This is a genomic window from Streptomyces sp. NBC_01474, from assembly GCF_035918215.1.
GTDB lineage: Bacteria > Actinomycetota > Actinomycetes > Streptomycetales > Streptomycetaceae > Streptomyces > Streptomyces aureus.
Genome location: NZ_CP109449.1, coordinates 281,360 through 304,161 on the forward strand (window position 1 = coordinate 281,360; position 22,802 = coordinate 304,161).

At 68.5% G+C, this 22,802-nt stretch carries 22 protein-coding genes and 3 pseudogenes; 12 read left to right on the forward strand and 13 right to left on the reverse strand.

Annotation, left to right across the window (positions count from 1 at the left end; all coding sequences use genetic code 11):
- Nucleotides 1-216: 216 nt before the first annotated feature.
- Complete coding sequence (locus OG758_RS01415) at nt 217-1,989, forward strand: histidinol-phosphate aminotransferase family protein (RefSeq protein WP_326708214.1); 1,773 nt, start codon at nt 217-219, stop codon at nt 1,987-1,989.
- Entirely contained in the window at nt 1,986-2,789 is an 804-nt protein-coding gene (locus tag OG758_RS01420) for a phosphatidate cytidylyltransferase (protein WP_326708215.1), read from the forward strand. The genes OG758_RS01415 and OG758_RS01420 overlap by 4 nt, the downstream gene beginning before the upstream one ends.
- A gap of 136 nt (nt 2,790-2,925) precedes the next feature.
- Here the strand turns inward: OG758_RS01420 and OG758_RS01425 are convergent.
- A pseudogene (locus tag OG758_RS01425) lies at nt 2,926-3,181 on the reverse strand (helix-turn-helix domain-containing protein); the annotation flags it as partial.
- Between the two features lie 7 nt (nt 3,182-3,188).
- Complete coding sequence (locus tag OG758_RS01430; protein ID WP_326708216.1) at nt 3,189-3,365, reverse strand: hypothetical protein; 177 nt, start codon at nt 3,363-3,365, stop codon at nt 3,189-3,191.
- Between the two features lie 8 nt (nt 3,366-3,373).
- Here OG758_RS01430 and OG758_RS01435 point away from each other — a divergent pair.
- Nucleotides 3,374-3,598: pseudogene (locus OG758_RS01435) on the forward strand (IS256 family transposase); the annotation flags it as partial.
- Between the two features lie 74 nt (nt 3,599-3,672).
- Here the strand turns inward: OG758_RS01435 and OG758_RS01440 are convergent.
- Nucleotides 3,673-4,644, reverse strand: a complete 972-nt coding sequence (locus OG758_RS01440; RefSeq protein WP_326708217.1) for a GlxA family transcriptional regulator — start codon at nt 4,642-4,644, stop codon at nt 3,673-3,675.
- Nucleotides 4,645-4,741: 97 nt separating this feature from the next.
- Between OG758_RS01440 and OG758_RS01445 the strand changes: the two genes are divergently transcribed.
- From OG758_RS01445 to OG758_RS01455, 3 genes are all read left to right on the forward strand, one after another.
- Complete coding sequence (locus OG758_RS01445) at nt 4,742-5,584, forward strand: dienelactone hydrolase family protein (protein WP_326708218.1); 843 nt, start codon at nt 4,742-4,744, stop codon at nt 5,582-5,584.
- Nucleotides 5,585-6,077: 493 nt separating this feature from the next.
- Entirely contained in the window at nt 6,078-7,700 is a 1,623-nt protein-coding gene (locus tag OG758_RS01450) for an IS4 family transposase (RefSeq protein WP_326708219.1), read from the forward strand.
- Nucleotides 7,701-8,185: 485 nt separating this feature from the next.
- Nucleotides 8,186-8,980: an IS5 family transposase gene (locus OG758_RS01455; RefSeq protein WP_326708220.1), complete on the forward strand. Its 795-nt coding sequence runs from the start codon at nt 8,186-8,188 to the stop codon at nt 8,978-8,980.
- Here the strand turns inward: OG758_RS01455 and OG758_RS01460 are convergent.
- A complete protein-coding gene (locus tag OG758_RS01460; protein WP_326708221.1) occupies nt 8,928-9,467 on the reverse strand; it encodes a hypothetical protein in 540 nt (179 codons plus the stop codon). The genes OG758_RS01455 and OG758_RS01460 overlap by 53 nt on opposite strands.
- A 48-nt stretch (nt 9,468-9,515) precedes the next feature.
- Nucleotides 9,516-9,956 (reverse strand): hypothetical protein, encoded by a 441-nt coding sequence (locus OG758_RS01465; protein WP_326708222.1) that lies wholly within the window; start codon nt 9,954-9,956, stop codon nt 9,516-9,518.
- Between OG758_RS01465 and OG758_RS01470 the strand changes: the two genes are divergently transcribed.
- Complete coding sequence (locus OG758_RS01470) at nt 9,946-10,314, forward strand: VOC family protein (protein ID WP_326708223.1); 369 nt, start codon at nt 9,946-9,948, stop codon at nt 10,312-10,314. The two genes, OG758_RS01465 and OG758_RS01470, sit on opposite strands and share 11 nt — an antisense overlap.
- Nucleotides 10,315-11,278: 964 nt before the next feature.
- Nucleotides 11,279-12,244, forward strand: coding sequence for a CehA/McbA family metallohydrolase (locus OG758_RS01475; protein ID WP_326708224.1), 966 nt, complete (start codon nt 11,279-11,281; stop codon nt 12,242-12,244).
- A gap of 311 nt (nt 12,245-12,555) precedes the next feature.
- Here the strand turns inward: OG758_RS01475 and OG758_RS01485 are convergent, their stop codons facing one another.
- On the reverse strand, nt 12,556-12,744 hold the full coding sequence (locus OG758_RS01485) for a DUF6381 family protein (protein WP_326708225.1): 189 nt from the start codon (nt 12,742-12,744) through the stop codon (nt 12,556-12,558).
- Nucleotides 12,745-13,526: 782 nt separating this feature from the next.
- Entirely contained in the window at nt 13,527-14,366 is an 840-nt protein-coding gene (locus tag OG758_RS01490; protein WP_326708226.1) for an SDR family oxidoreductase, read from the reverse strand.
- Nucleotides 14,367-14,458: 92 nt separating this feature from the next.
- Between OG758_RS01490 and OG758_RS01495 the strand changes: the two genes are divergently transcribed.
- Nucleotides 14,459-14,917, forward strand: a complete 459-nt coding sequence (locus OG758_RS01495) for a winged helix-turn-helix transcriptional regulator (protein WP_326708227.1) — start codon at nt 14,459-14,461, stop codon at nt 14,915-14,917.
- A 234-nt stretch (nt 14,918-15,151) separates the two neighbouring features.
- Here OG758_RS01495 and OG758_RS01500 read toward each other — a convergent pair.
- From OG758_RS01500 to OG758_RS01510, 3 genes and pseudogenes are all read right to left on the reverse strand, one after another.
- Nucleotides 15,152-16,017 (reverse strand): annotated as a pseudogene (locus tag OG758_RS01500) (IS701 family transposase); the annotation flags it as partial.
- Between the two features lie 8 nt (nt 16,018-16,025).
- A complete protein-coding gene (locus tag OG758_RS01505; protein ID WP_326708228.1) occupies nt 16,026-16,520 on the reverse strand; it encodes a GNAT family N-acetyltransferase in 495 nt (164 codons plus the stop codon).
- Between the two features lie 428 nt (nt 16,521-16,948).
- Complete coding sequence (locus OG758_RS01510) at nt 16,949-17,833, reverse strand: alpha/beta fold hydrolase (RefSeq protein WP_326708229.1); 885 nt, start codon at nt 17,831-17,833, stop codon at nt 16,949-16,951.
- Between the two features lie 91 nt (nt 17,834-17,924).
- Between OG758_RS01510 and OG758_RS01515 the strand changes: the two genes are divergently transcribed.
- Nucleotides 17,925-18,434, forward strand: a complete 510-nt coding sequence (locus OG758_RS01515; RefSeq protein WP_326708230.1) for a MarR family winged helix-turn-helix transcriptional regulator — start codon at nt 17,925-17,927, stop codon at nt 18,432-18,434.
- 100 nt (nt 18,435-18,534) lie between these two features.
- On the opposite strand, the gene OG758_RS01520 is transcribed toward OG758_RS01515, so the two are convergent.
- Both OG758_RS01520 and OG758_RS01525 read right to left on the reverse strand, forming a co-directional pair.
- A complete protein-coding gene (locus tag OG758_RS01520; RefSeq protein WP_326708231.1) occupies nt 18,535-19,002 on the reverse strand; it encodes a hypothetical protein in 468 nt (155 codons plus the stop codon).
- A gap of 121 nt (nt 19,003-19,123) precedes the next feature.
- Complete coding sequence (locus OG758_RS01525) at nt 19,124-19,747, reverse strand: TetR/AcrR family transcriptional regulator (protein ID WP_326708232.1); 624 nt, start codon at nt 19,745-19,747, stop codon at nt 19,124-19,126.
- Nucleotides 19,748-19,882: 135 nt separating this feature from the next.
- On the opposite strand from OG758_RS01525, the gene OG758_RS01530 reads away from it, so the two are divergent.
- Nucleotides 19,883-20,929 carry an aldo/keto reductase gene (locus OG758_RS01530; protein ID WP_326708233.1) on the forward strand — a complete coding sequence of 349 codons (1,047 nt, stop codon included), beginning with the start codon at nt 19,883-19,885 and terminating at the stop codon, nt 20,927-20,929.
- 113 nt (nt 20,930-21,042) lie between these two features.
- On the opposite strand, the gene OG758_RS01535 is transcribed toward OG758_RS01530, so the two are convergent.
- The gene (locus tag OG758_RS01535; RefSeq protein ID WP_326708234.1) at nt 21,043-21,180 is read right to left on the reverse strand and encodes a hypothetical protein; all 138 of its coding nucleotides are present in this window, start codon (nt 21,178-21,180) and stop codon (nt 21,043-21,045) included.
- 290 nt (nt 21,181-21,470) lie between these two features.
- Between OG758_RS01535 and OG758_RS01540 the strand changes: the two genes are divergently transcribed.
- Nucleotides 21,471-22,679 carry an MFS transporter gene (locus OG758_RS01540; RefSeq protein ID WP_326708235.1) on the forward strand — a complete coding sequence of 403 codons (1,209 nt, stop codon included), beginning with the start codon at nt 21,471-21,473 and terminating at the stop codon, nt 22,677-22,679.
- Nucleotides 22,680-22,802: the final 123 nt, after the last annotated feature.

Here is a 22,802-nt window from a genome sequence, read left to right on the forward strand (position 1 = left end):
AGGTCATTGAGCCAGCGCCACTGACACTCAGATGACGATGCCCAACTGACACTCCCCTGCAGACCATCACTGGAGTCGGACGTCGCGGGTGCCAGCAGCACGACGGACGGGATCGCCTGAGTACGCGTACTCACCTCCCCTGAGGTGCTCGCCCCTGCTGACGCCGGCCCGCCCTCGACACACTGACCTTCCGCACTCCCCTACGAAGAGGTCCTGATGAGCCGTCCCCTGAGCCTGCGTCACGCCACCGCGGACGACCGTCCCTGGATACACGAACTGCGGCACCGGGTCTACGCGGACGAGTTGGGCCAGCACGCGCCCAATGCCGAGGGGCGGCTGGTCGACGGGCTCGACGGCGACAATGTCTACCTGGTCGCGGCTCGCGGCCCGGTCCGTGTCGGGTTCGTCAGCGTGACGCCGCCCTGGGTGGGCCGGTTCGGGCTCGACAAGTACCTGACCCGCGCGGAACTGCCGCTCCTCGACGAGGCCGACGTCTTCGAGGTGCGCCTGCTCACCGTCGAGCCCGACGCGCGGGCCGGTGCGGCGGGTGCCCTTTTGATGTACGCGGCGCTGCGCTGGATCGCGTCCCGGGGCGGGCGGCGGGTGGTGGCGATGGGCCGCGCCGACCTGGTCGGCATGTACCGGGCGGCGGGCCTGCGACCTGTCGGCCGTACCGTCCGCAGCGGCGCGGTCGAATTCGAGGTGCTCACCGGGGAGGTGGCGGAGCTGACGCGGCGCACGATGGGCCGGCACGCCGCGACCCTGACCCGATTGGCGGCCTGCGCGGACTGGCGGCTGGACTCGTCGTTCGCGCCCCGGCCGGACGGCTGCGAGCACGGCGGGGCCTCGTTCACCGCGATCGGCACGGACTTCCGCAGTCTGAATCGGCGGCTCGAGGTGGTCGCGGCCGACGTGCTCGACGCCTGGTTCGGGCCGGCCCCCGGCGCGCGCGCTGCGCTCGCCAAGGATGCCGGGTGGGTTGCCCGTACCTCTCCACCGACCGGCGCGGAGGGCCTGCTCGCGGAGATCGCCGCCGCCCGCGGCCTGCCCGCGCAGACGCTTGCTGTCGGCGCCGGCTCCTCCGACCTGATCTTCCGCGCCTTCGGCCGGTGGCTGACACCGGCAAGCCGGGTCTTGCTGATGGACCCGGGGTACGGCGAGTACGCCCATGTCACCGAGCGGGTGATCGGCTGCCGCGTGGACCGGTTCCGGCTACGGCGCGAGGAGGGCTGGCGGATCGATCCGCAGCGGCTGTCGGCGGTAGTCGCGGCCGGGGAGTACGACCTCGTGGTCGTGGTCAACCCGAACAACCCCACCGGCCGCCACACGCCGGCCGCCGAGCTGCGCGCGGTGATCGCCGCCGCGCCCGCCCGGACCCGCTGGTGGATCGACGAGGCGTACCTCGGGTACGTCGATCCCGCCGAGTCGCTCGCCCCGTTCGCCGCGACCGATCCGCGGGCAGTGGTCTGCACCTCGATGTCGAAGACGTACGCCCTGTCCGGCGTCCGGGCCGCCTACCTGGTTGCCGAGCCGGAGACAGCGGCGGAGCTACGCCGGTGGACGCCGCCGTGGGCAGTCGGGCTGCCGGCCCAGCTCGCCGCTGTGGCGGCCCTGCGCGACCCGGCCTACTACACCGACCGGCTGCGGCACACACACGGGCTTCGCCGAAAGCTCGCCTCGGATCTGGCCGGGGTGGACGCGTCCGTCCTGGTCGAGGAGTCGGTGGCGAACTTCCTTTCGCTGACCCTGCCGCCGGGCGGGCCGAGCGCCGCCGCCCTGGTCGCCGAATGCCGACGCCACGACGTGTATCTACGCGACCTGTCGCCGCTCTCCGCCGCCTACGAGGGCCGCACCGTGCGCGTCGCGGTCCGCGACACCGCGGACAACGCGCGCATCGTCGCCGCGTACCGGGCCGCCCTCACCGCCCTGCGCACCGCCTCCGCCGCCCCTGCCTGGTCTGCCTCCCCCGCCGCTGGAGTCGCCAAATGACCGGTGTGGCCTCGCTGGCACCGTGGCTGGGCGGTGCGCTGCTGGTGAGCGGTGTGGCGGTCGGGGTGTCCCGGCGGCGGGAGTTGATAGTCCGTTGGTGTGCCTGGGCCGTCGGCGTGCCCGTGGTGACCGCCGCGTTCTGGTGGGGGCGGCTCGGTGTCGCCCTGCTCGCCGGGGTCGTCGCGGTGATCGCGGTGCTGGAGTTCGGTGCGCTGACCCGGCTGCCCCGCGCCGACCGGGCGGTACTCGCCACCGCCGTGCCGGGCCTGATCGTCGCAGCCGCCTGGGCGCCGGACCAGGTCTGGCGGGTGGGCGTCGTAGGTGCGCTCGCGCTGGCCGCCGTACCGCTGGTGACCGGCGACGCCGAACAGGGCCTGCGCCGGCTCGGCACCAGCCTGCTCGGGCTGGTCTGGCTCGGCACGCTGGCCGCACTGGCGCCGCTCGGGACCGTGGCGCTGGCGCTGTTCGCGGCGGTATCGGTGGCCGACGTGATGGCGTTCTTCGCCGGGCGACGACTGGGTGGGCCCCGGCTGTCGCCGCTGTCCCCGGCGAAGCGGTGGAGCGGGACGCTGTGCGGCGCGGCGGCGGGACTGGGCGTGCTCGCGTTGCTCTCGGCGTGGAGCTGGCCGGCAGCAGCCGCGGTGGCCGTGGGCGGGCCGGCGGGCGACCTGGTGGAGTCCCTGGTCAAGCGGGGCGCCGGTGCCAAGGACTCGGGGCAGTGGCTGGCCGGGTCCGGGGGGTTGCTGGACCGAATCGATTCGCTAGTGGGGACGTTGGTGATGATGGTCGTGCTGAGATGAGACTGCGAGGCGTGATCGTGGGGAAGGCTGGCCTGCCGTACGGGAGCCTGTCGGCGTACGGCGCATAGGGGACTGCTTCGCCGGTGTGCGGAGGCGGGCCGACGACGCGGCTTCCCCACGCGGACGAACCATTACAATCGACGATGCGGTCGGCTGACGACTTCGAGACCCCGAACAGCGGGGCAAAGCTGGCGCAGCGTCAAGTTGGTTCGCCAGTAAGCCGTGACCAGGAGTATTCGGTCCTCCAGCGGTAGGCCCCATGGCCGACCCCGGCGTGCAGCGTCAACTCCTTGACGTCGCACCGAGGTCACCAACTTGCCGAACTGGCGCGGGCTCAGCCCGCTGAAGGGAACTATCCAGGACGGCACCGCTGCCGTGATCAGACCAGCCACGCGGTGTTCATTCCAGCCCTCCTGGCGTCGCGGGTCTCGTTTCCTCGGCCCAACGTCGACTCCAGGCGTCCAGTGGGCTCAGCGCCTCGACAAGATCCTGGCCGAGCTGGGTGAGGCGGTAGCCATCGCCGTCCAGGGCGAGCAGGCGGGCGCCGGACAGTTCCTCGATCCGGGTACTGAGCACGCTGGAGGACTTACCCGATCGAGTCGACGTTCCCGACGGTTCGGCTACGGACCAAGGTCACCCGGGGAGCCGGCAGCGCGGCCGCCGCCCTCGCGATGGTCTTCAATCTCGTCGAGTCCGCCCAGGCCCGCTGGCGGGCCGTGAATGCACCCCACCTCGTCGCCCTCGTCCGCGCCGGAACCCGCTTCGAACGCGGCCACCTCGTCGAACGCCCCGAGGCTCACGCAGCCTGAGCAACCTCAACCGACCCGCAGGTCTCTCTATTCCTCCGAATACGAATACACCTCGCCCCAAGGGAAGGTCGCCATCAGTTGGCGCCACGCCGGAAGGCTGCGCGGTAGTCCCTTGGTCGTCGTCCGGTGTGTTTGGCGAAGAGAACAGCGAAGGTGCCGGGGTCTCTGTAACCGATCGCTGCAGAGATGCTGGCGACCGTTCGGTCCGTGGTCTCAAGGAGGTGTCGGGCGCGATGGACGCGCGACGATCGCAGGTACTGCAGCGGACTCTGGCCTGTCTCGTCTGCGAAGCGCCGCAGCAGCGTTCGAGTGCTGACATTGAATGTGTCCGACAACGCGGCGAGGTCGTATCGGGCGGCAAGGTTCTGGTCGAGCCAGCGCATGACCCTGCGGGAGAACTCGCTTCCAGGCTGTGGAAGAAGTCGCACGTCAACGTACGGGGTCTGAGACGATCGCGCATCGTCGACGAGCGCCACACGCGCGGTCGCCCGCGCCACGCCGGCACCGCTGTGCTGGCGGATCAGCTCCAACGCGAAGTCGTACATGGCACTGAAGGCCGCCGTCGTCGTCACCCCCTTGTCGGTGACGACTAGACGTTCGGGTCGGACATCAGCGTCAGGACAGCGTCGAGCCAATTCGTCCGCGAAGAGCCATGACGTCGTAGCCCGGCGCCCCTTGAGCAGTCCAGCTTCGGCGAGCAGGAACGCCCCGACACAGATCGAGACGACGACATGGCCTGCGGCAGCATGTGAGTGGATTGCCGCAACTTCCGGGGCGAGGGACGCGAGCTTCGCGTCCACGTCGAGGCCCGGCAGAAGCTCGAACCCTGGCACGACGAGGACGTCGACCTCGCGCAGCGGAGAGACAGTCAACGCCGCACCACCCGATGCGGCGACACGACGTCGCGACGAAACGACCGACACCTCGTATCCGGCGCGGTCCGGGCCAGCAACGTGCGTGGCCATCGTCAATAGATCGGGTACGCCGAACACCTCGGACGCGAAGCAGCCCGGATAGGCCAGGACACCGACCCGCAGCGCGCTCACGCTCACCTCCTCACCATCACGCCTATGGCGAGATTACCCCTCTACATGGCGATCTGGCCTATCGCTTTGTGCGGGCAGGCCAGTTCACGCTGTCGGCATGAGAGCCAACGGACGCCTTAACGACGCGATCAAGGACTTTTCCCGACGACTCGTGGACGTGGACGGGGTGGTGAAGACGGTGTACGCCTCGGGTTCCGGACCAGCCGTCGTGTTGATGCCGGAGATGCCCGGTATCAGCCCCGACGTCCTTCGGCTAGCACGGTGGGTGCGGGATGCGGGCCTCACCGTCTACATCCCCTCGCTCTTCGGCATCGACGGCGCCTATCCCACGGTCGAGGGTGGTAAGGAGGTTGTCCGTCGCGCCTGTGTCAGCGCCGAGTTCCGTGCGTTCGCCGGGAGCGGTTCCAGCCCCGTCACTGCGTGGCTACGTGGGCTCGCGCGCCAAGCCCACGCCGAATGCGGCGGTCCAGGAGTCGGTGCGATCGGTCTGTGCTTCACCGGCAACTTCGCACTCACCATGGCGCTTGAGCCGGCCGTCATTGCGCCAGTGGTCAACCATCCGTCACTGCCGCTGGACGACCCTGCCGCACTCGAGATCAGCGGCGAGGACGCACGCGCGATCCGAGAGCGCATCGCGCGCGATGGACTGAAAGTTCTCGCCTACCGCTTCAACGACGACCGCTGGTGCACCGGCCAGCGCTTCGCCGCTTACCAAGCACTCCTCGGCGACGCCTTCGACGGCCGCGTTCTTCCGGCCAGTTCCGCCAACACCAACCCGCCCCCGTTCTTCCGTGACGTGGTCGGCTCCCCCCACAGCGTCGTCACCGCCCACCTCGTCGACGAGGACGGACATCCCACTCTGAAGGCCAGGGACGAGATCCTCGCTTTCCTTATCGAGCGCTTGAGCCCGTCTGGACATTCCGAATGCCCAGACGACTGACCGTGAGCAGCGTCACCAGTTCGATGACGGGTCGTCCACATCGGGTCCTTGGCGTGCTCTTAAGACTCAAGCCGCTGACACGCCGATCCACAGGTCTTGACTATTTCTCCGGGCCCAAGGGCGTGCACTATCTGATGCGGAAGAATGGCATCACCGAATACGACGGTTGGGGCAGGTTCTGGAAAAGCAAGCACCCGCAGATCCTGTACCTATAGCGCGACCGACCGGCGAAAACGGACGTGAGTTACGCGTCCCTGCTACCCCATAAGGGTGTCTGGACGGAGGAGCCCACCCAACAGCCAGTCGGGCGCTACCTCCAAACCCAGTCCTTCAGGGCCAATGCCGCGTAGTTAAGGACCGGGCACGGCCGTCAACTTGATCAGCGCCGTCGTTGCGGGCGGGATGCGTATGGGAAACGGGACCTCTGCTACAGCGGTGAAGCCGTCCAAGGTCTTCACGCTGAGCAGGGGTCCCGTTGTCCGAGCAGTCTGCCATGACCAGTTTCGTACGCACCATCACCGTTGCGAGGGGTGTCTTCGCACCAGGGCATCTCGGGGAGTTGACGCAGTACCTGCCCTTCGAACTGGTCGACGACGTGCTGGCGAGGTCGCGGGCTGTCCAGGGCAGGTTGCGTCTGCTGCCTTCCCGGGTGGGGGTGTACTTCGTGCTGGCCTTGGCCGTCTTCCCGGCCGTCGGCTACCTGGGGGTGTGGGGCAAGCTGGTCGCCGGGCTGGGCCCGCTGGCTCCGGTCCGACCTTGTGAAAAGGCCCTGCGTGACCTGCGCCGCAGGATCGGAGCCGCGCCGCTGAAGATGCTGTTCGAGGCCGTGTCCGGCCCGATCGCCCAGCCACGCACCCCCGGCGTCTGCTACCGGAAGTGGCGCACGGTCGCTTTCGACGGCTGTAGCTCGCTGCGGGCCCCTGACCAGCCGCGCGTCCGTGCCTGGCTGGGCAAGATGTTGAACGCCGGCTACGGCCCGCAGGGGTACCCGCACCTGCGGCTGATGGCCTTGTGCGAGACCGGCACCCGTGGTCTGCTCGGCGCCGCCTTCGGCCCCACCAGCAAAGGCGAGACCCACTACACCCGCCGACTCCTTCCCCTGCTGAACGCCACGATGCTGCTGCTGGCCGACCGCGCCTTCGCCGGGAACGACTTCCTCGTCGAGGCCGCCGACACCGGCACTCAGCTACTGATCCGGCTCAACTCCCGCCGCCGGCCAACCGTATGGACCGCTCTGCCCGACGGCTCGTTCCTGACCCGGATCCAGGACCGAACCTTCCGCATCATCAACGTCGACATCACCGCCACCTGTGACGACGGCACCCGGATCAGCGACCACTACATGCTGATCACCACCCTGCTCGACCACCGCACCGACCCCGCCGAACAGCTGGCCCGCCTCTACCACGAACGCTGGGAGGTCGAGTCGGCGTTCCTCGCCCTGCGCCACACCCTGCTCACCGGACGCGTCCTGCGCTCCACCGATCGCTGCGGCCTGGAACAGGAACTGTGGGCCTGGCTCACCGTCCACCAGATCCTGCGCCGGGCGATGTGCGACGCGGCCGAAACTCGCCCCGGCATCGACGCTGATCGCCTCAGCTTCACGATCGCTCTCCAAGCCGCCGCCGACCAGATCGTCAACGCCTCCAACATCACCGGCAGCGACAGGGGTATCGCGAAGGCCGTCCTGGCCGATCCGCTGCCGGCCCGCCGCCCCCGGATCAGTGCACGCAAGGTGAAGTGCCCGATGTCCCGTTACGGCACCACGCCGCATGAGACACGGCCGCTGACCAGCCGTTCCCTCACCCACCTGGACATCACCGTCCTCGCTGCCGCCGAGCAGCCCGCCGTCCTGCCGCCGTCTCCTGCCAACACCGACCGACGCTCCCGCGTCTTCCGACTCCTGGCGGCAGCCGACCCCCATCAGGACTGGACTGCCCGGCAGATCGCCGACGCCCTCGAAATCGGCCACCTCCGCAGCCTCTCCGCACAGATGGGGCAATGGATCACGCAAAAGTTCCTGGTCAGAGCAGGCCGCGGCCGCTACCGACTCCACCCCCAGTGGGCCAAGACGCCAGGAGACTCACTCGACTCGACAACCACCATCCCCGCTTAACTACGCGGCATTGCCTCTAGGGCCGGGTCAAGTTGACTGAAATACTCCCTCATCACCTCGTCGACACCCGTGCCCGTGACAGGCTCCGCCTTGATAGTCCAGGTCGGCATGCAGGCCATGGTCCCCGAGCCACCCGTGGCCGTCCACCGTCCTGCCGGCAGGATTCCATCAAGCCCCACGCCGCAGAGGTCGATACGGGACGAGCCTTAACCCTTAGAAGCCGTATCTCAACCGATCATGGAACGTGCGGGTCGAACAGGTTTCCCGCCAGGGTGATCTTCCCGTTGTACGCGCATGAAGACAGGGCCTCTCGGTAGCTCGGGGATGCGAATCTAACCGAGTGGTGCCGGGAGGCCCTGGTGTCGTTGTTGTACGCGTCCGAGCCCGTTCAGTTCAACTCGGCTGCTCCATCGTGTGATTGCCTCACGCATGTGTACGGCAACGCGGCCGACCATCCGGGCCGGGAACGCCGGTATCCGTCGGACATGTCGGACGCGGAATGGGCGGCCGTCCGGCCGTTGCTGCCGGTGCCGGCCTGGCTCCAGGGCCGGGGCGGGCAGCCCGAGGGCTACTGCCATCGGCAGATGTTGGACGCGATCCGTTACCTGGTCGCGGGCGGGATCTCCTGGCGGGCGATGCCCGTGGACTTCCCTTGCTGGGGCCGGGTTTACGCCTTCTTCCGCCGCTGGCGCGAGCACGGGCTGATCACCGAGTTCCACGAACGGCTGCGCGGACGGGTGCGTGAGCGGGAGGGCCGTGAGGCGGAGCCGACGGCCGGGATCATCGATGCGCAGTCGGTGAAGGCCGCGGCCTCGGTGCCGTCCGTCTCGCGTGGCTGGGACGGCGGGAAGAAGGTGGGCGGCCGCAAGCGGCACATCGTGACCGACTGCCTCGGTCTGCTGCTGGTCGTCGTGGTGACCGCCGCGAACGTCGGGGACCGGGAGGCCGCGGTGGGATTGCTCACCCGGATGCGCCGCCTGCACCGTGACATCTGCCTGGTCTGGGCCGACGGCGGTTACACCGGCGGCCTGGTCGACTGGTGCCGGCAGAAACTCGCGCTCGCCCTGGAGGTCGTCAAGCGCACCGACAATATGGAGGGGTTCGTGGTGCTGCCCAGGCGCTGGGTGGTAGAGCGCACGTTCGCATGGTTGATGCATTCACGCCGACTGGCCCGGGACTACGAGACGTTGCCGGCCAGCAGCGAGGCGATGATCCGGTGGTCGATGGTCACGCGGATGGGACGGCGTCTGGCCCGGGCACGGGCCGCCGGCCGACGCTGAACATCCCCGACGTCTCCTGCACGAGCCACCCCCGCTCTGCCAGGCGCCTGGCCTTCGAGCGCACCCCCTCGACCTTCGCCGGCGTCGTCTGAAGGCCCAGCTCCACCGTGATCTCCTTGGCCTTCAGAGGTCCTTGGCCCGCCGGCTGCCGCTCGTCGAGCACGTCCAGGATCCGCTGGTAGTCCGGCGCCAGCACCGTCACCGGCAATCCTTCGCGCCAAGGCGGCACGATCGAGCCTGGCACCGGCGCGGGCGCGGGCGCGGGCGCGGTTTCCCGCTCCGCCTCGACCCCGGTCACGGCAGTGGTCTCGGCAGCCGAGGCCGCCAGGGCCTCCACCAGCTCTTCCCGCGCGATCACCCGCCGGTCCAGCTCGATCTCGGCGGCCTCCAACACCCCAGCCAACCGGGCGACTTCCTCCCGCAGCCCATCCACCCGCACACGGGCAGCCGTCTCCCGCTCCTCCAGCATTCCCAGCACCGACGCCATCGCGCACCCCTCGCCCATGGAGCGGAAACAAGACGCCGGATGCCTCCCTCATTCCGAGCTACACCATGCCTGACCAGCAGAAATCAAGCAATCATGTTCGGTTGAGATACGGCTTCTTAGACGCTCACCGTGGTCTGCCGCGGGCTTGGAAACCAGGTGCGTCGGCCAGTTGGTAGAACTCCTAAAACGACGGCCGGTGGCAGCCCCGTGACGTTCGCGTGCCATCCTGACGAAAAGCCGCGCGGGAACCGTCGCACCACTGCCGCACCACAAGCGCACGAGATCGAGCGGGAAACGATGAAGCTGCGCCATCTTGAAGTGGCTGGTCAGCGGCGTGGCGTGTCCTCGTCTCGGGGTGCTCGTGCTGGTCGTGGGCGGCAGTCTGTGCTGCAGATCGTCCGGCGGGGTGGTTTTGCCGATGAGTTCACCGTCCTCGAACGGTCTATCCAGCGACACGACCGTTCTCGACAGGAGTGCCATGTCCACCATCCAGCCAGTCATCGTGACTGCCGACCAGGACGTTCTGCTCGGCTTCTACACGAAATTGTTCGGCGCTGAGGAGATCTTCCGGGTGCCGGCCGAAGGCCCGGCCTTCTACCGCGGCTTGCGCATCGGCGACACCGACCTCGGGCTGGTGGCCAAGGCGAACCCGGAGACTGGGGCGGCGTCGCGGATCCTGCTCAGCATCAGTGTCGACGACGTCGACGAGACGCTCGGCCGGGTAACGGCGCTGGGCGGCTCGGTCCGCGGCGGCCCCAACGACATGCCGTGGGGACAGCGCGTCGCCCACATCCAGGACCCCGACGGCAACCCGGTGAACCTCACTCAGCCGATCCCGGCCCGGTGACGCTGTTCCAGGGGCATGCGCTGCTCGCGGGCTACCTGCGGTAGAGATCAATTGCCGGTAGTGGCCTCAATGTTCGTCAGGACGAGCAGCGCGCGAAACAGGTGGGTGGCGCAGTCAGAGTGAGCAGCGAGCGCGCAGCGGAGGTTGCGCAGCAGTGTGGGCGCTCTTTCGCGGCAACTGCGCACTCCTCCCGCACCGGTACGCGTTTGGCTTTCCCGCGCGTACCGGCCGCCTCGGCTCATTCCGCGTCACCCGGCGTCGACGGAGCCGCGGCACCTGTCGCGCCCGCTGCTATCCAGCGACCGGTACACGTTTCGCGGGGGCGGAGAAGCGCCTACTGAAACGAGTACTGGTCTGCAGAACCCTCAGGTCACAGACCTGTCAGACGTACCCATGGTCAGCAGAACGCAACAGGCCGTTGAGGTACTGGTACGCGTTTTTGCCGTACCGCTCTAACCGCCCGGTACGCGTTTGGGCGGGCGCCGTGCGGGCGTTCGGGCCTTCCGCAGCCGACCGGTGCGGAGTTGTGCAGTACCCGGTGCGCAACGCGCCTCAGTTGGCAGTGCGCAGCTTGTGTCGGGGCCTGGGTGGGCGTGCTGCGCAACCCCCGGAACCGCGTTGCGCAGCGAGCCCGAGCACCTGCGCGCTGCACCCCGAGCACGGGTTCCGCAGGGCGCTGCGCAGTCGTAGGCCGGCCACACTCCGGCACCGGTGCCTGGCCGACTATGAGATCTACCGCTTCGGAGGCTGGGAACTCACCCAGTTCCAAGGCGAACAGACCCTCACCCGGCTTCTTCACCGAACGGCTCAATAGGCATAACTGATCGTTTCAGCACGGGATCTTGATCTGACTTCTCGGCTGGAACGGTGCTCAGTGGCGCGACGGAACCGGTTGCTCGGCTTGCGCGTTGGCTCGACAGGACCTTGAGGGGGGAGAACCTTGTCGAGTTTGAGCTTCCCGCCGGTGCGGGCCGTCGGACGCGGATCGGACTGGTGCCGGGGGGACTGCCATGTCCACTCCGTCCGCTCGGACGGGGAACTCACTCCCGAAGAGCTGGCCGTCCGGGCGCGCGCTGCCGGGCTCGACTTCATGGCGACGACAGAGCACAACTCGGCTGCGGAACCCGGTGCATGGGGGCATCTGGCTGGCGACGACTTCCTGATCGTTCTCGGTGAGGAAGTGACCACGAAGACCGGACACTGGCTCGCGCTCGGCATCAGTCCCGGCGAGGTCGTGGACTGGAATCACCAGGTCAGGGACGGACTGATCGGTCAGTTCCTGGACCAGGTCCATCGAGCAGGGGGCCTGTGCGTGGCCGCGCAGCCGCATGCGCCCTATCCGTCTGGCGACTTCCTGTTCTCCTTCCGCGGCTTCGATGTGGTGGAGGTGTGGAACGGACTGTGGACTTCGGACCGGCCCTGGAACGCTGACAACGAGGCCGCCTTGGCGCAGTGGGGGCGAAGCCTGGCGGCAGACATCCGCACGGGCTCGTGGCGGCCGGCGATGGGCAACAGCGATACGCATCTGGAGGGGCAGATGGGCTTCCCTCACACCGTGGTCTTCGCCGAGGAGCTGAGCACCGAGGCGATCCTGGTCGCAATCCGTGCCGGTCGCAGCTGGATCGCCGAGTCGGTGGACGTGGCCGTGTCCTTCACCGCCCATGTCGATGGTCGCGTTGCCGGGGTGGGAGAACGGCTCACAACTCGTGGTGGACCGGTCGAAGTACAGGCAGCGGTACAAGGTGTGCCAGCGGGGACCGTCAGCTTCCATACCGATCGAGGGAAGGTTCACCGTGCGCCTCTGCCCGGTGACGGAGCAGGCGTGGTGCACTGGGACACGGCGGCGGAGGACTCGGCGTTCGTCCGCATCGAGGTCCGCCACCCCAACGGGCACGTCGCAGCACTCACCAATCCGATCATCCTCACCTGACCGCTCGCTTCATCCTGCGGTTCGTGGGCGACGGAAGCAGATGAGGCCGCAGCCCAGTTCGAGCAGGCCCGGGCGGAGGTCGGCGCGTCGTTCATAGCGGATCCGGAGCCCTTTGAACCGGTGCCGCCAGGCGAAGGCCCGCTCGACCACCCAACGCACCTCGCCGAGCCCGGGCGGCGGGCGGCGGGCGGCGGGCGGCGGGCGGCGGGCGGCTGAGCGCAGACAGCAGTGACCGGCCGGCGGCCTCTCGCGTGCCGAAAAGGCCACGCAGGCCGGCCACCGGCCGGTGTCTGTGCTCGGAACTACCGGAACTACATCGTCGGGTCGATGTCCGGCTTGCCCGTACCGCCTACGTGCTCGCTCTGCTCCTTGAGCTGGCGGGCCTTGTCCTTCAGACGCTGACGCTCCTGCGGGTCCGTGGCGCGTTCCGCGGCCTGTTCCAGGTCCTTAGCCTGAGCACGCATCTGCTGGATACGACCGGACTCACCTGCAGCGCTCATGATCACTCCTTGGGTGATGGGGAAGAGCGGGCCACATCAGCGAAACAGGACCCGCCACCCTCTGCATCTCGAGCGGTCACCCACTGCTATATACGCAGCTGGAACGCCCTCGCGGAAATGACGCCACAGCCCGGGCAGTGCCGACCAGGGCCCCTGCGGCCTGCATCAGGTCCCGCCCGCCACAGCGTTCCCGCGCCCAGTGGCCCCGGGATCGGACACGAGACGGCCGGCGTCGGCCCAGGCCGCGGCTTGCCCCCGGCTCGGGAACCTCACCGGACACACGGCCGACGACCGGAGCCAGGGCGGCTGCCCTCCGGAGCCGCCTGCTCTGCCGGCACCAGTGGCGCCCGAAGGAGCAGCCAGTGTCGTACACCTGAGAAGAGATGAGAACTTACACCGGGGCGAAGGACTGCTCGATGGTCTGATCGGTTTGATCGCCGCTCCATGAGGCCGACTTGACGGATGCTCCAGGTGGCTTCAATCGGAAGCACAAAACTATGGAGTATCTGAGATGTTGGCGTCCCCTACTTCGGGAACGATGCGTTCGACGTCGAGCCAGTCTTCCGGCAACCGGACCTGATGATGCGGGAGTTCGGCTGTTTTCCACTTCTTCCACAACAGAGTTCGGAGACCGGAGCGAGATGCCGCGAGGGCACCAGTAGGACCCTGTCAGGTCGCTCCGGCTCTTGAGTTTTGGATGGTGGTGGGCGGTGACGCTACGGGGCCGCCCCGTGCGGCCGTAGTCGCGCGAGGCTGCCCGGGCGCTCCAGCTGAGTTGTGCCTCAGCGAAAAGCGGCGATGCTACGGGCGACCCAGTTGTTGAAGGGGCGCGGAGCGCGACCGAGGACTCGTTCCACGTCCGAGCTGATCCGCAGTTCGGCGGGGTTCGGGGCGGAGATGATGTCCAGGGTGTCGTCGGCGAGCTCCGGCGGCACGAACTGGGTCATCGCGGCTTGGGCCTCCTCGCGGGTGAGTTCGTGGAACCGCACCGGCGAGCCGAGCGCGGCGGCGATGGCCTCCGACTGCTGACGGGGCGTGATCACCTCGGGCCCGGTCAGCTCCAAGATTCCGCCGCTGTACCGGTCGTCCAGCAGGCAGGCCGCCGCGACCTCGGCGATGTCCGCCGGGTCGACGATCGGAACCCCGACATCGCCGAAGGGTGCGGCGACCATCCCTTGCGTGCGGACGGACTCCGCCCACGCCAAAGCGTTGGAGGCGAAGCCGCCCGGTCGTAGGACGGCCCAGTCCAGGCCGGACTCTCTCAACGCGTCCTCCACCGCGCGCATCGCGATCCGCGACGGGCCGAGCGGCCTGGTCGCCACGCCCTGCGAAGACAGCAGGACGACTCGGCGGACCCCGCTGGCAGCAGCCAGGTCGATAATGTCGGTCGGCCTGGCTTCGGGGGCGTGCAGGTCGCCGGACAGCAGGAGAAACAGCGCCTTCGCTCCGTCCAAAGCGGGGGTGAGGCCCTGCGGCTCGGCCAAGTCAGCCGGCACGTGCCGGACCCCGTCCGGCATTGCCGCCGCGTGCCGTGACACCGCCGTCACCTGCTCACCCGCCTTGGCCAGGGCCTGCGTCAAAGGCTGGCCCACATTCCCGGTAGCACCGGTCACCACGATCATGTTCCGCTCCTAGTCCGTTGTGCACTGCGGCAATTGACGCTAGGAGGCAGGCTTACTTTTCGTAAGAACATACCCAGAGGTAAGCTCCGGACATGAGGGAAGGTGCGCAGCTGACGCAGGCCGAGGCGGGCAATCGGTATGAGGTGTTTCACACCGACTGCCCTGCGCGCGACGTGGTCGACCACGTGACCAGCAGGTGGGGTATCTGGGTGCTGATCTCCTTGTGGAGTACCGACCTTCGGTTTTACGAGCTGCGCGACAGCATCCAGGGCATCAGCGAGAAGATGCTCGCTCAGACACTGCGCGCACTGGTCCAGGACGACCTGGTCTGGCGGAAGGTCGAGCCGACGACGCCACCCCAAGTCACCTACGGGCTGACTGAGTTCGGCCAGGACGTCGGTGCGCCGCTGAGGGACTTGTTCGACCGGATCACACAGCGGCTGACAGCCAGCGGGGCTTCCGCCACGGAGCGGCTGAGCGCAACAGGTCAAGCGAAGCAGCTGACGACCCCAGGCCCTCAACAACTTCATCATCTCGACGACGAACACTGACCGTGACAGCAGAAAGGTTCATGCGTACCCCCAGCACGGACCACTGACAGAAAGGCCGTGCCACCAAGACACTGTCCATGGAGGACCTGTCCCACGTGTGGCTCACTCCAACGAGTGAACAGGCTGCCCGGCCAGTCTCAGTGCCGTGGCCGATCGGCCACGAAATGTCCACCGGCTGTGAGATTCGGCCAGCCAATCTGAGATCCCACACGATCCTTGGAATCGATCATCTCGGGTGTTCAGGGGCGCCGGGTCGTGTGAGAAGCAGCAGTAGTAGGCGAGTTCACCGGTGGTGCGGTTGCGGCGGATCAGCGGCTGGCGGCTGCCGGGGCGGGGTTCGGCCAGATTCGATGACCGCCCAGTCGTGGAAGCGGTGCCCCTTGGCACCGGCCCCGGCCGACAGCTTCTGCCAGACCCTCTTGGGCACCTTCGCGGCCAGGGCATCCGCGCGGAACTTCCCCTCGCCGGTAGTGGCTTCATGTGAGCAGGCGATGGCGAGCACATAGCCGACCTGACGCTCTTCCAGCGCGGAGCACAGCTTTGGGTTGCCGCCGTAGACGTCGTCTGCCGCGCCCCAGCCGGCGCGGTGCCCGGCATCGAGAAATCGGCCGATCATGCGGGCGGCCAGTTCCGGCTTGGTCGCGAAGACGGTGTCCTCGTCCAGCCCCCGGCTCGGCAGCGATCTGGGTCGCGCGTCTAGGAGTGCGGGATGTACAGCTCCCGGTCCGCCACCGCGTGCCCGCGCAGTCCCGCGTAGACGAGGTAGACAGCGACTTGCGCGTTTTCGATCCCCCCTGCGGTGCCGGAGTACTGGCGCTGGACGCTGACGGTGTGCGTGCCCTTCTGCACGCCCCCGGTCTCGTCGACCACTAGCACTGCACCCTGTCGTGTAGATGCTCCAGCACGTACTCGCGCACGGCGTCGGCATCCCATCGGGCCCGACCGAGCCGGCGCTGCATGCCGACCGGGATGCCCTCTCCGGCCCACTCGGCGATGCTCCGGCAGTTTTTGCGTGACAGGTCCGACAGCAGTCCCAGCATCAGATCCCGTACCCGACGCCGGGGCTCAACCCGGGCGAACCGGCCGGCTGTCCGGCTCATCAGGCCCTCTATGGCTGGAGGTCGCGCTGGTACCAACTGCCTGACTTGCCGCCGAGATCGGCCGGGGTGGCAGGGCCAACCGGGACGAACCCGGCCTTGGCCAAGACTTTCTGGGACGCGGTGTTGTCGTGGGAGGTGGCCGCCCGCAGTGTGCGCAGACCGTGCATCGCTGTCGCCATCCGGCACAGCTCCCGGACGGTCGCGGTCGCCACGCCGCGGCCGGCGACCCGCTCCGCGACCCTGTAGCCGAGTCTGGCAGTGCCGTCCTCCACGTCGTACAGGTTGAATCTGCCGAGTACCGAGCTGTCCTCGGCGACGAGCACGTAGAAGGCGCAGATGCCCGCCTCCTGCTCGGCCAGCGAGGCGGTGTACCGGTCGGTGAACTGGTCGAAGAAGTCGTCACCGCGGTCGGAGATCGAAGCAGCGAAGTAGGTACGGTTCGCCAGCTCGAAGGCCAGGACCGCCGGGGCGTGGCCAGCTTGCAGCCGCTTTAGCTCGGGCATTGGCCGACTCTACCCAGATCGTGCGCTGAGGCCACCTGGGTTTCCGCCAGTGGCAGACAGCCCCAAGACCAGGGCACATAACGATCTACGGCTGGAGTGCGAGGCGCCAGCATCTCCCCCATCCTGTGCGCCGAGCGTCTGGCGGTGGCGTACTGGAGCGGCTTTGCCTGTCTGACCGCTTCGCGGATCTCGTCGCCGGCCTCCGGGGTCGGCTTACCGTGGCCGGCCGGGTATCGCCGGCTCAACCGCCGTACGCGGGGAACCCGACCAACCAACTGGCAGCCTGCTGCAAACACTTTCGCGACCTTGCCCCCTGCTGTTCCCTCCCAGTCGCTCAGAGGCAGGTTCTGCGGCCCAGGCGGCCGAGATGGTTCGGTACGGCGGCACGAACGGCGCCCGCGACCGACCCCAACTGGAGGTTCCCCATGTTATTCCGGGCTGTCGATCTTCTTGTAGAAGGTAAGGAGGGCGTCCGCGAGACGGTCGGGGGCCTCGATTGCCGCGTAGTGCCCGACACCGTCTAGTGACACAGCACTCACGTCCGTGGCGACCTGTCGCAATGTCGCGGACGTGAACGCTGCTGAGCGGCCCCCGACTGCGAGCACGGGCATGCTGAGCTTCTGGGTTGCCAGCTCGAGGATCTCGTCGCCTTCCGTGAGCATCGAGCGGTAGAGCCCGGAGGCGCCCGTGAAGGCGTCCGGCCGCGTGTAGGAGCGGGTGAACTCGTCGATGTCATCCTTGGTGAACGCATCAGAGGTAGCGCTGAGGGAGGGGAACGCGTACTCGGCGATGAAGGCGCGCTCCCGTCCCGCGAGAAGCATTTCCGGGATCCCGGGGGCGACGAGGACGCCTATGTGCCAGGCCCCGCCATGGGTCACGTCGGCGAGCTTTTCGGAGCCGAACCCGGGGAGGCCGGTCTCGATCGCTCCGTAGCTTCGGACGAGTTCGGGATGTGTGGCTGCGACGCGGAACGTCGTGGGGCCGCTGATGTCCTGGCCCGTCAGGTGGACGGGGCCGAGGTCCAACCGCGCGATGAGTTCGCTCAAGTCCTGCGCCGAGGTTGCGCTGTCGTGCTCCGGCTTGGCGGTGGCGGAGTCACCGAAACCGCGAAGGTCGACGGCGAACACACGGTGCTGCCCGCTCAACAGGGGGATCAGCTTGTGGAACGCCCACCAGGTCTCCGGGAAGCCGTGCACCAACACTACGGGGGATCCGGCCGTTCCCGCGGAGACGTAGTGCAGCTCGGTGCCGTTCACGCTGACGCGGTGGTGGTCGACGCTGGGGATGGTGGCTCCGCCGGGACTGACGTTCATGATTCTTCTCCACTCATTAGGCAACCCGGTTGTCCAATCTATAACTAGACAACCACGTTGTCCATCTTGTTGCTCCCGTATGATCCACTCCATGGCCCGTTCCTCAGGCGCTGAGCTGGCGCTGCTCCTGCTCGGCGGTTTCCACTCGATGGCGGACGAGGTGCACGCCGAACTGGCGCACCGCGGCCACGAAGGCGTCCGCCCCGGCCATGAGTTCGCGCTCCGGACCATCGACGCGGGAGCGGACACAGCCTCGGAGCTCGGCCGCCGACTGTCGGTCTCGAAACAGGCGGCCGCGAAGACGATCGCCGCGCTCCAGCAACTCGGATACGTAATCCGGGAAGCCGACCCGGATGACGCACGCCGCAAGCGGGTACAGGTGACACCCCGTGGCCACGAAATGATGACGATCGGCGGTGCACTCTTTGACGAGGTGCGCAACCGCTGGGCGGCGCAGATCGGGGTCCGACAGCTCGATGCCCTCGAAGTGCACTTGGCCCGGCTTGTCGAGCACCGGCCCGTGAGCGCCGATGATCTGGCACGGTTCGATGACGGGCTCCACGAGGAGAACCGAGCGTCCGCCGATCAGAACGCACAGTAATCAGATCGATTCGAGCTGGGCGTCGATCAAGGATCGATCATTGACATGCTCCTCAGGCTGAAGCGCGAGGATTCTGGCCGTCCCACGGGTTGCTGTGCCGCTACGCGGCACGGCTTCCTGCCGCGTCGGTCAGGCCGACGCAGCCGAGCCGTTCGATCTCCTCGGTGAGCAAGGAGGCGTAGGGCGGGCCTACGGCCAGCGCGAAGCCGCCCATGATGATGAACCGGCGAACGCCCATGGCGGCGAAGAGGGCCGTAATGGCCGAGGCCAGGTGTGTAAGGCCAGCACGGAGGATGTCAGTGGCGAAGAGGCCTCCGTTCCGGATGGCAGCAGCAATGGCCTGGGTATCAAGACTGGCGGGGTCCGGTGCCAGTTCGGCCAGTTGGGACTGGGCGTAACCGTCGGGGTCGGCCTGCGCGGCCCGACGAGCGGCGGCCTGGGCGCCTCGGCCTGATGCCAGGGCGCCGAAGCGGCTCGCCAGGGTCTTGCGAGCTCCGCCGGCGGTGATGTCGGCATGCATCTCACCGACCACCACGGCGGTCTCCCCGGAGACGATGATCCGGTCCACGGGATAGTCGATGCGGTCGATCAGGCGCCCGTTGCTCCCACCGCGCCCATCCCGCCCCATGCACGAGGCAATGAACCACTCGGACGCTGGGCACATGACCGGCCGGACAGCTCCCAGGTCTTCAAACCAACGTCTGCCCGCTGAGTCCGGCCGGAGCCCCGGCGCCACGCAGCAGTGTGTCCACGACGCGGGTGGCGAGCGCGTCTGCGTCGCCGCCTCCTGCACCCTCCTTGGCCGCCTCGTGGATGAGGGCGTAGTAGACGCGCCGGGTCCAGTCGAGGTCGATGTCGGGGCGGAGCACGTCCGCCTGCTGGGCACGGCGGAAGAGCCGGACGCAGGTGGCCCGGACCTCAGCGTGGATGCGGGCCGCCTCGGGGTGGGCATCCTCGGCCGCGCGGTTCATGGCGAAAGACCAGTCGGTCTTCACGCGGAGGACGTTGGCGGTGACCTGGTAGAGGGCGACGAGCGGCGGGGCGGCGTCCGGGCGGGCGGTGTCGACAGCGTCCGCGAACTGGCGGGCGGCCCAGCCGGTCAGTTCATCCAGGAGCGCCTCGCGGGTGGCGAAGCGGCGATGAACCGTAGTTCGGGCGACGCCGGCGGCCTGGGCGAGTTGCTCCATGGTCGCCGCCGGGTTGGCGGCAAGGACGCGCTCGGCTGCTTCCAAGATCGCCTGCACGGTCCGTTCGGTGTCGGCCCTGAGGGGCCGCTTCGCCTGCTGGTCCGTCTGTTGCCTCTGCCTTGTCACGCCAACATGCTACATCCGTACTCTATTCCAGAAACTACTTGCAACACTCGTGTTGCATGTCCTAGGTTCCTCGCATCACTGAGGTAACGATTCGCACTTCCGGCATCAGCCGTCGACATCTAGGAGCAGTGAGTGATGCAGCACAGGATCCTGGGCCGCACCGGCATATCGGTCAGCAAGTTCGCGCTGGGCACCCTGCGCCTGGGGGCGTGGGGCAATGCAGATCACGACGATGCGGCCCGGCTGATCCATACAGCCCTAGACGCCGGGATCAATCTCATCGACACCGCCGACCAGTACTCGGGCGGCGAGGCCGAGGAGATCGTGGGCAAGGCAATCCGAGAGCACCGCGACGAGGTCGTGCTCGCGACCAAGGGGCACTTCCCAGTCCGCTTCAAGGACAAGGACCCCAACCGGCGAGGCAACTCCCGCCGTTGGCTCACCAGGGCCGTCGATGACAGCCTGCAGCGTCTGGGCACGGACCGCATCGACCTCTATCAAGTACACCGGCCGGACCCGAGTACGGACATCGACGAGACGCTCTCGGTCCTGTCCGATCTGGTGCGAGCCGGCAAAATCATGGCCATCGGGACCTCGGACTTTCCCGCCGAACAGCTCGTCGAGGCCCAGTGGACCGCCGAGCGGCGAGGCCACATCCCCTTCCACACCGAGCAACCCCCGTACTCCGTCCTCGTGCGCGGCATCGAAGCGGACGTGCTGCCCACCGCACACAAATACGGGCTCGGCGTGCTGACCTGGAGCCCGCTCAACAGCGGGTGGCTGACCGGGCAGTTCCGTCGCGGCGAGGCGATCGAGATGAACCCCTTCCGCCAGGCGATCGCCCACAAGTTCAACTTCGACCTGCCGGGCAACCAGCGCAAGCTCGACGCAGTCGAACGCCTCTCGGCCTTGGCGGACGAGGCGGGAATGCCCCTGACGCATCTGGCGCTCGCCTTCGCATCAACCCATCCAGGCGTCACCTCGGTGATCCTCGGCGCACGTACGGTCGAGCAACTCACCGACCAGCTCGCCGCCGCCGAGGTCCGGCTCGACGACGAGATCCTTGACCGCATCGACGAGATCGTCGCTCCCGGCCTCACACTCAACCCTGCGGACATCGACTACAGGCACCCTGCCCTGACCGACCCTGAGCAACGCCGCAGGCCCGCCCGTCATCGCTGACAGCGGCCCGCAAGCAACGAGTTCCCGCGGCACGCGCCGGAGCGGGCTACCGGGATTCATCCGCAGTACATCGAGCTTCGGCCCGGTGGTGAAGCGAGTCCGGTAGTTGGTGGTCACGGGCCATGGCCAAGGTGGTGCGGCCGGGAGACGCCGAGGATGAGGGCGGGCAGGGAACCGAGGGCGGCGCCGATACTTACGACGGGGACGGCCTTCGCCACCCCGATCGGCGTGAGCCTGCTGCTCTGCCTCACCCGCGGGCGCCCCCTTCTCCGGCGAACTCGCCGTGTCCCCGAGCCGTTCAAGGAGGGCGTGCTCGCGCAGTTCTGGCGGTGAGCCTCAACTACGGCCTACCCTTTGGCCGTTACACCTTCAACGGTCACCCAAACCTCGGAACACTCTGCCCGGTGACGGAGCCGGCGTGGGACGCGCGTCCCCGCTCCACGCCGCTACTGGACGGCTTCAGGTGCAGCCACGGGTCGGCACATTCGGACGCCGACGACCCCGTGTGGCGCGTCCCGCCGGGCGGCGAAAGGGACGCGTCGTGTCCACGGCGAACTATCGCACCCTGCTGCGCACCCCGGGCGCCGCCGCCTTCTTCCTCCCCGCCGCCGTCGGGCGCGTGGGCCTCGCCATGACCGGGCTCGGCATCGTCTGGCTGGTGCACGACCGCACCGGTTCGTACGGCGCCGCAGGCATCGCCGTCGGCTGTTTCGCCGTCGCCGACGCACTCGGTGGACCCCAAGTGGCCCGCGTCGTCGACCTCTTGGGGCAGCGGCGCGTACTGCCGTATGTCCTGGCAGCGCACGCCGTATCTGTAGGGCTGCTACTCGTCGGCGGGCCGGTCCTCGACCTCGTCGCTGCGACGCTCGTCGGTGTCACCCTGCCGCAGCTCAGCGCCCTGTCCGCCGCCTGCTGGTCCGCCCTGCTGCGCGGCGCCCGCGACGAGGCAGCCCTGCCGAAGGCGTTCGCCCTCGAAGCTCTCGCCAACGCCCTGTCGTACCTGGCCGGCCCGGCCCTGGTCAGCACGGCCGGCGCCGCCGGCCGCCCGGAGCTCGGCACCCTGCTCGCCGCCGTCCTCGTCGTCGGCGGCGGCCTCGCGTTCGCCGTACAGCGCCGCACTGCGCCGCCGGTCGAGGGCCGCGACGAGCACCGCACCGCCACACGCGCCCTGCTCCGCCCCGCCTTCGCCCGGCAGGTCGCGTTCACCCTCGCCCTGGGCGTCTTCTTCGGCGCGATGCAGGTGTCCGTCACCGCGTATGCCGTCGGACGCGGCACCCCGGACAGCGCGCCCCTGCTCTACGCGGTCTCCAACTGCACCAGCCTGCTGGCGGGTTGGGTCTACGGGCTGCGAACCTGGCGCACCCCTGCGGGTCGCCAACGGGCCCTCGTCGCCGCCGGGTTGGCCGCCGCCTGCCTCCCGCTGACGATCCTCGACGCCCCCCTGCTGCTCTCCTTGGCCCTCGCGCTGACCGGCTTCGCCGTGCCGCCGCTGCTGGTCCTCTCCTCCGTCCTGGCCGAGTCCATGGTGCCGCGCGCCGCCCTCACCCAGGCCTTCACCTGGCTCAACTCGGCGAGCGCCGCGGGATCCGCCGGTGCAGCGGCGGTCGCCGGGCAGGCGGTGGACGCGGCGGGCGCGCACGGCGGCTTCGCAGTAGCCGCCGCGGCGACGGCCGGGATGGCGGTGCTCGCGGCGGTCGGCGGCCGAGAAGTCGCGGCACAGTCCGAACCGGCCGCCGCCCCGGAACGCTAGGACCTGTCCGGCGGATCAGGCTGGATTCGGATGGCCGTCGTGCCGGTGCAGGTGAGCGCGGTCTGGTGCGGCGAGGTGCAAGCGGAGGAGGGCGACGAGGCGGAGCGTCAGCAACCGACGACA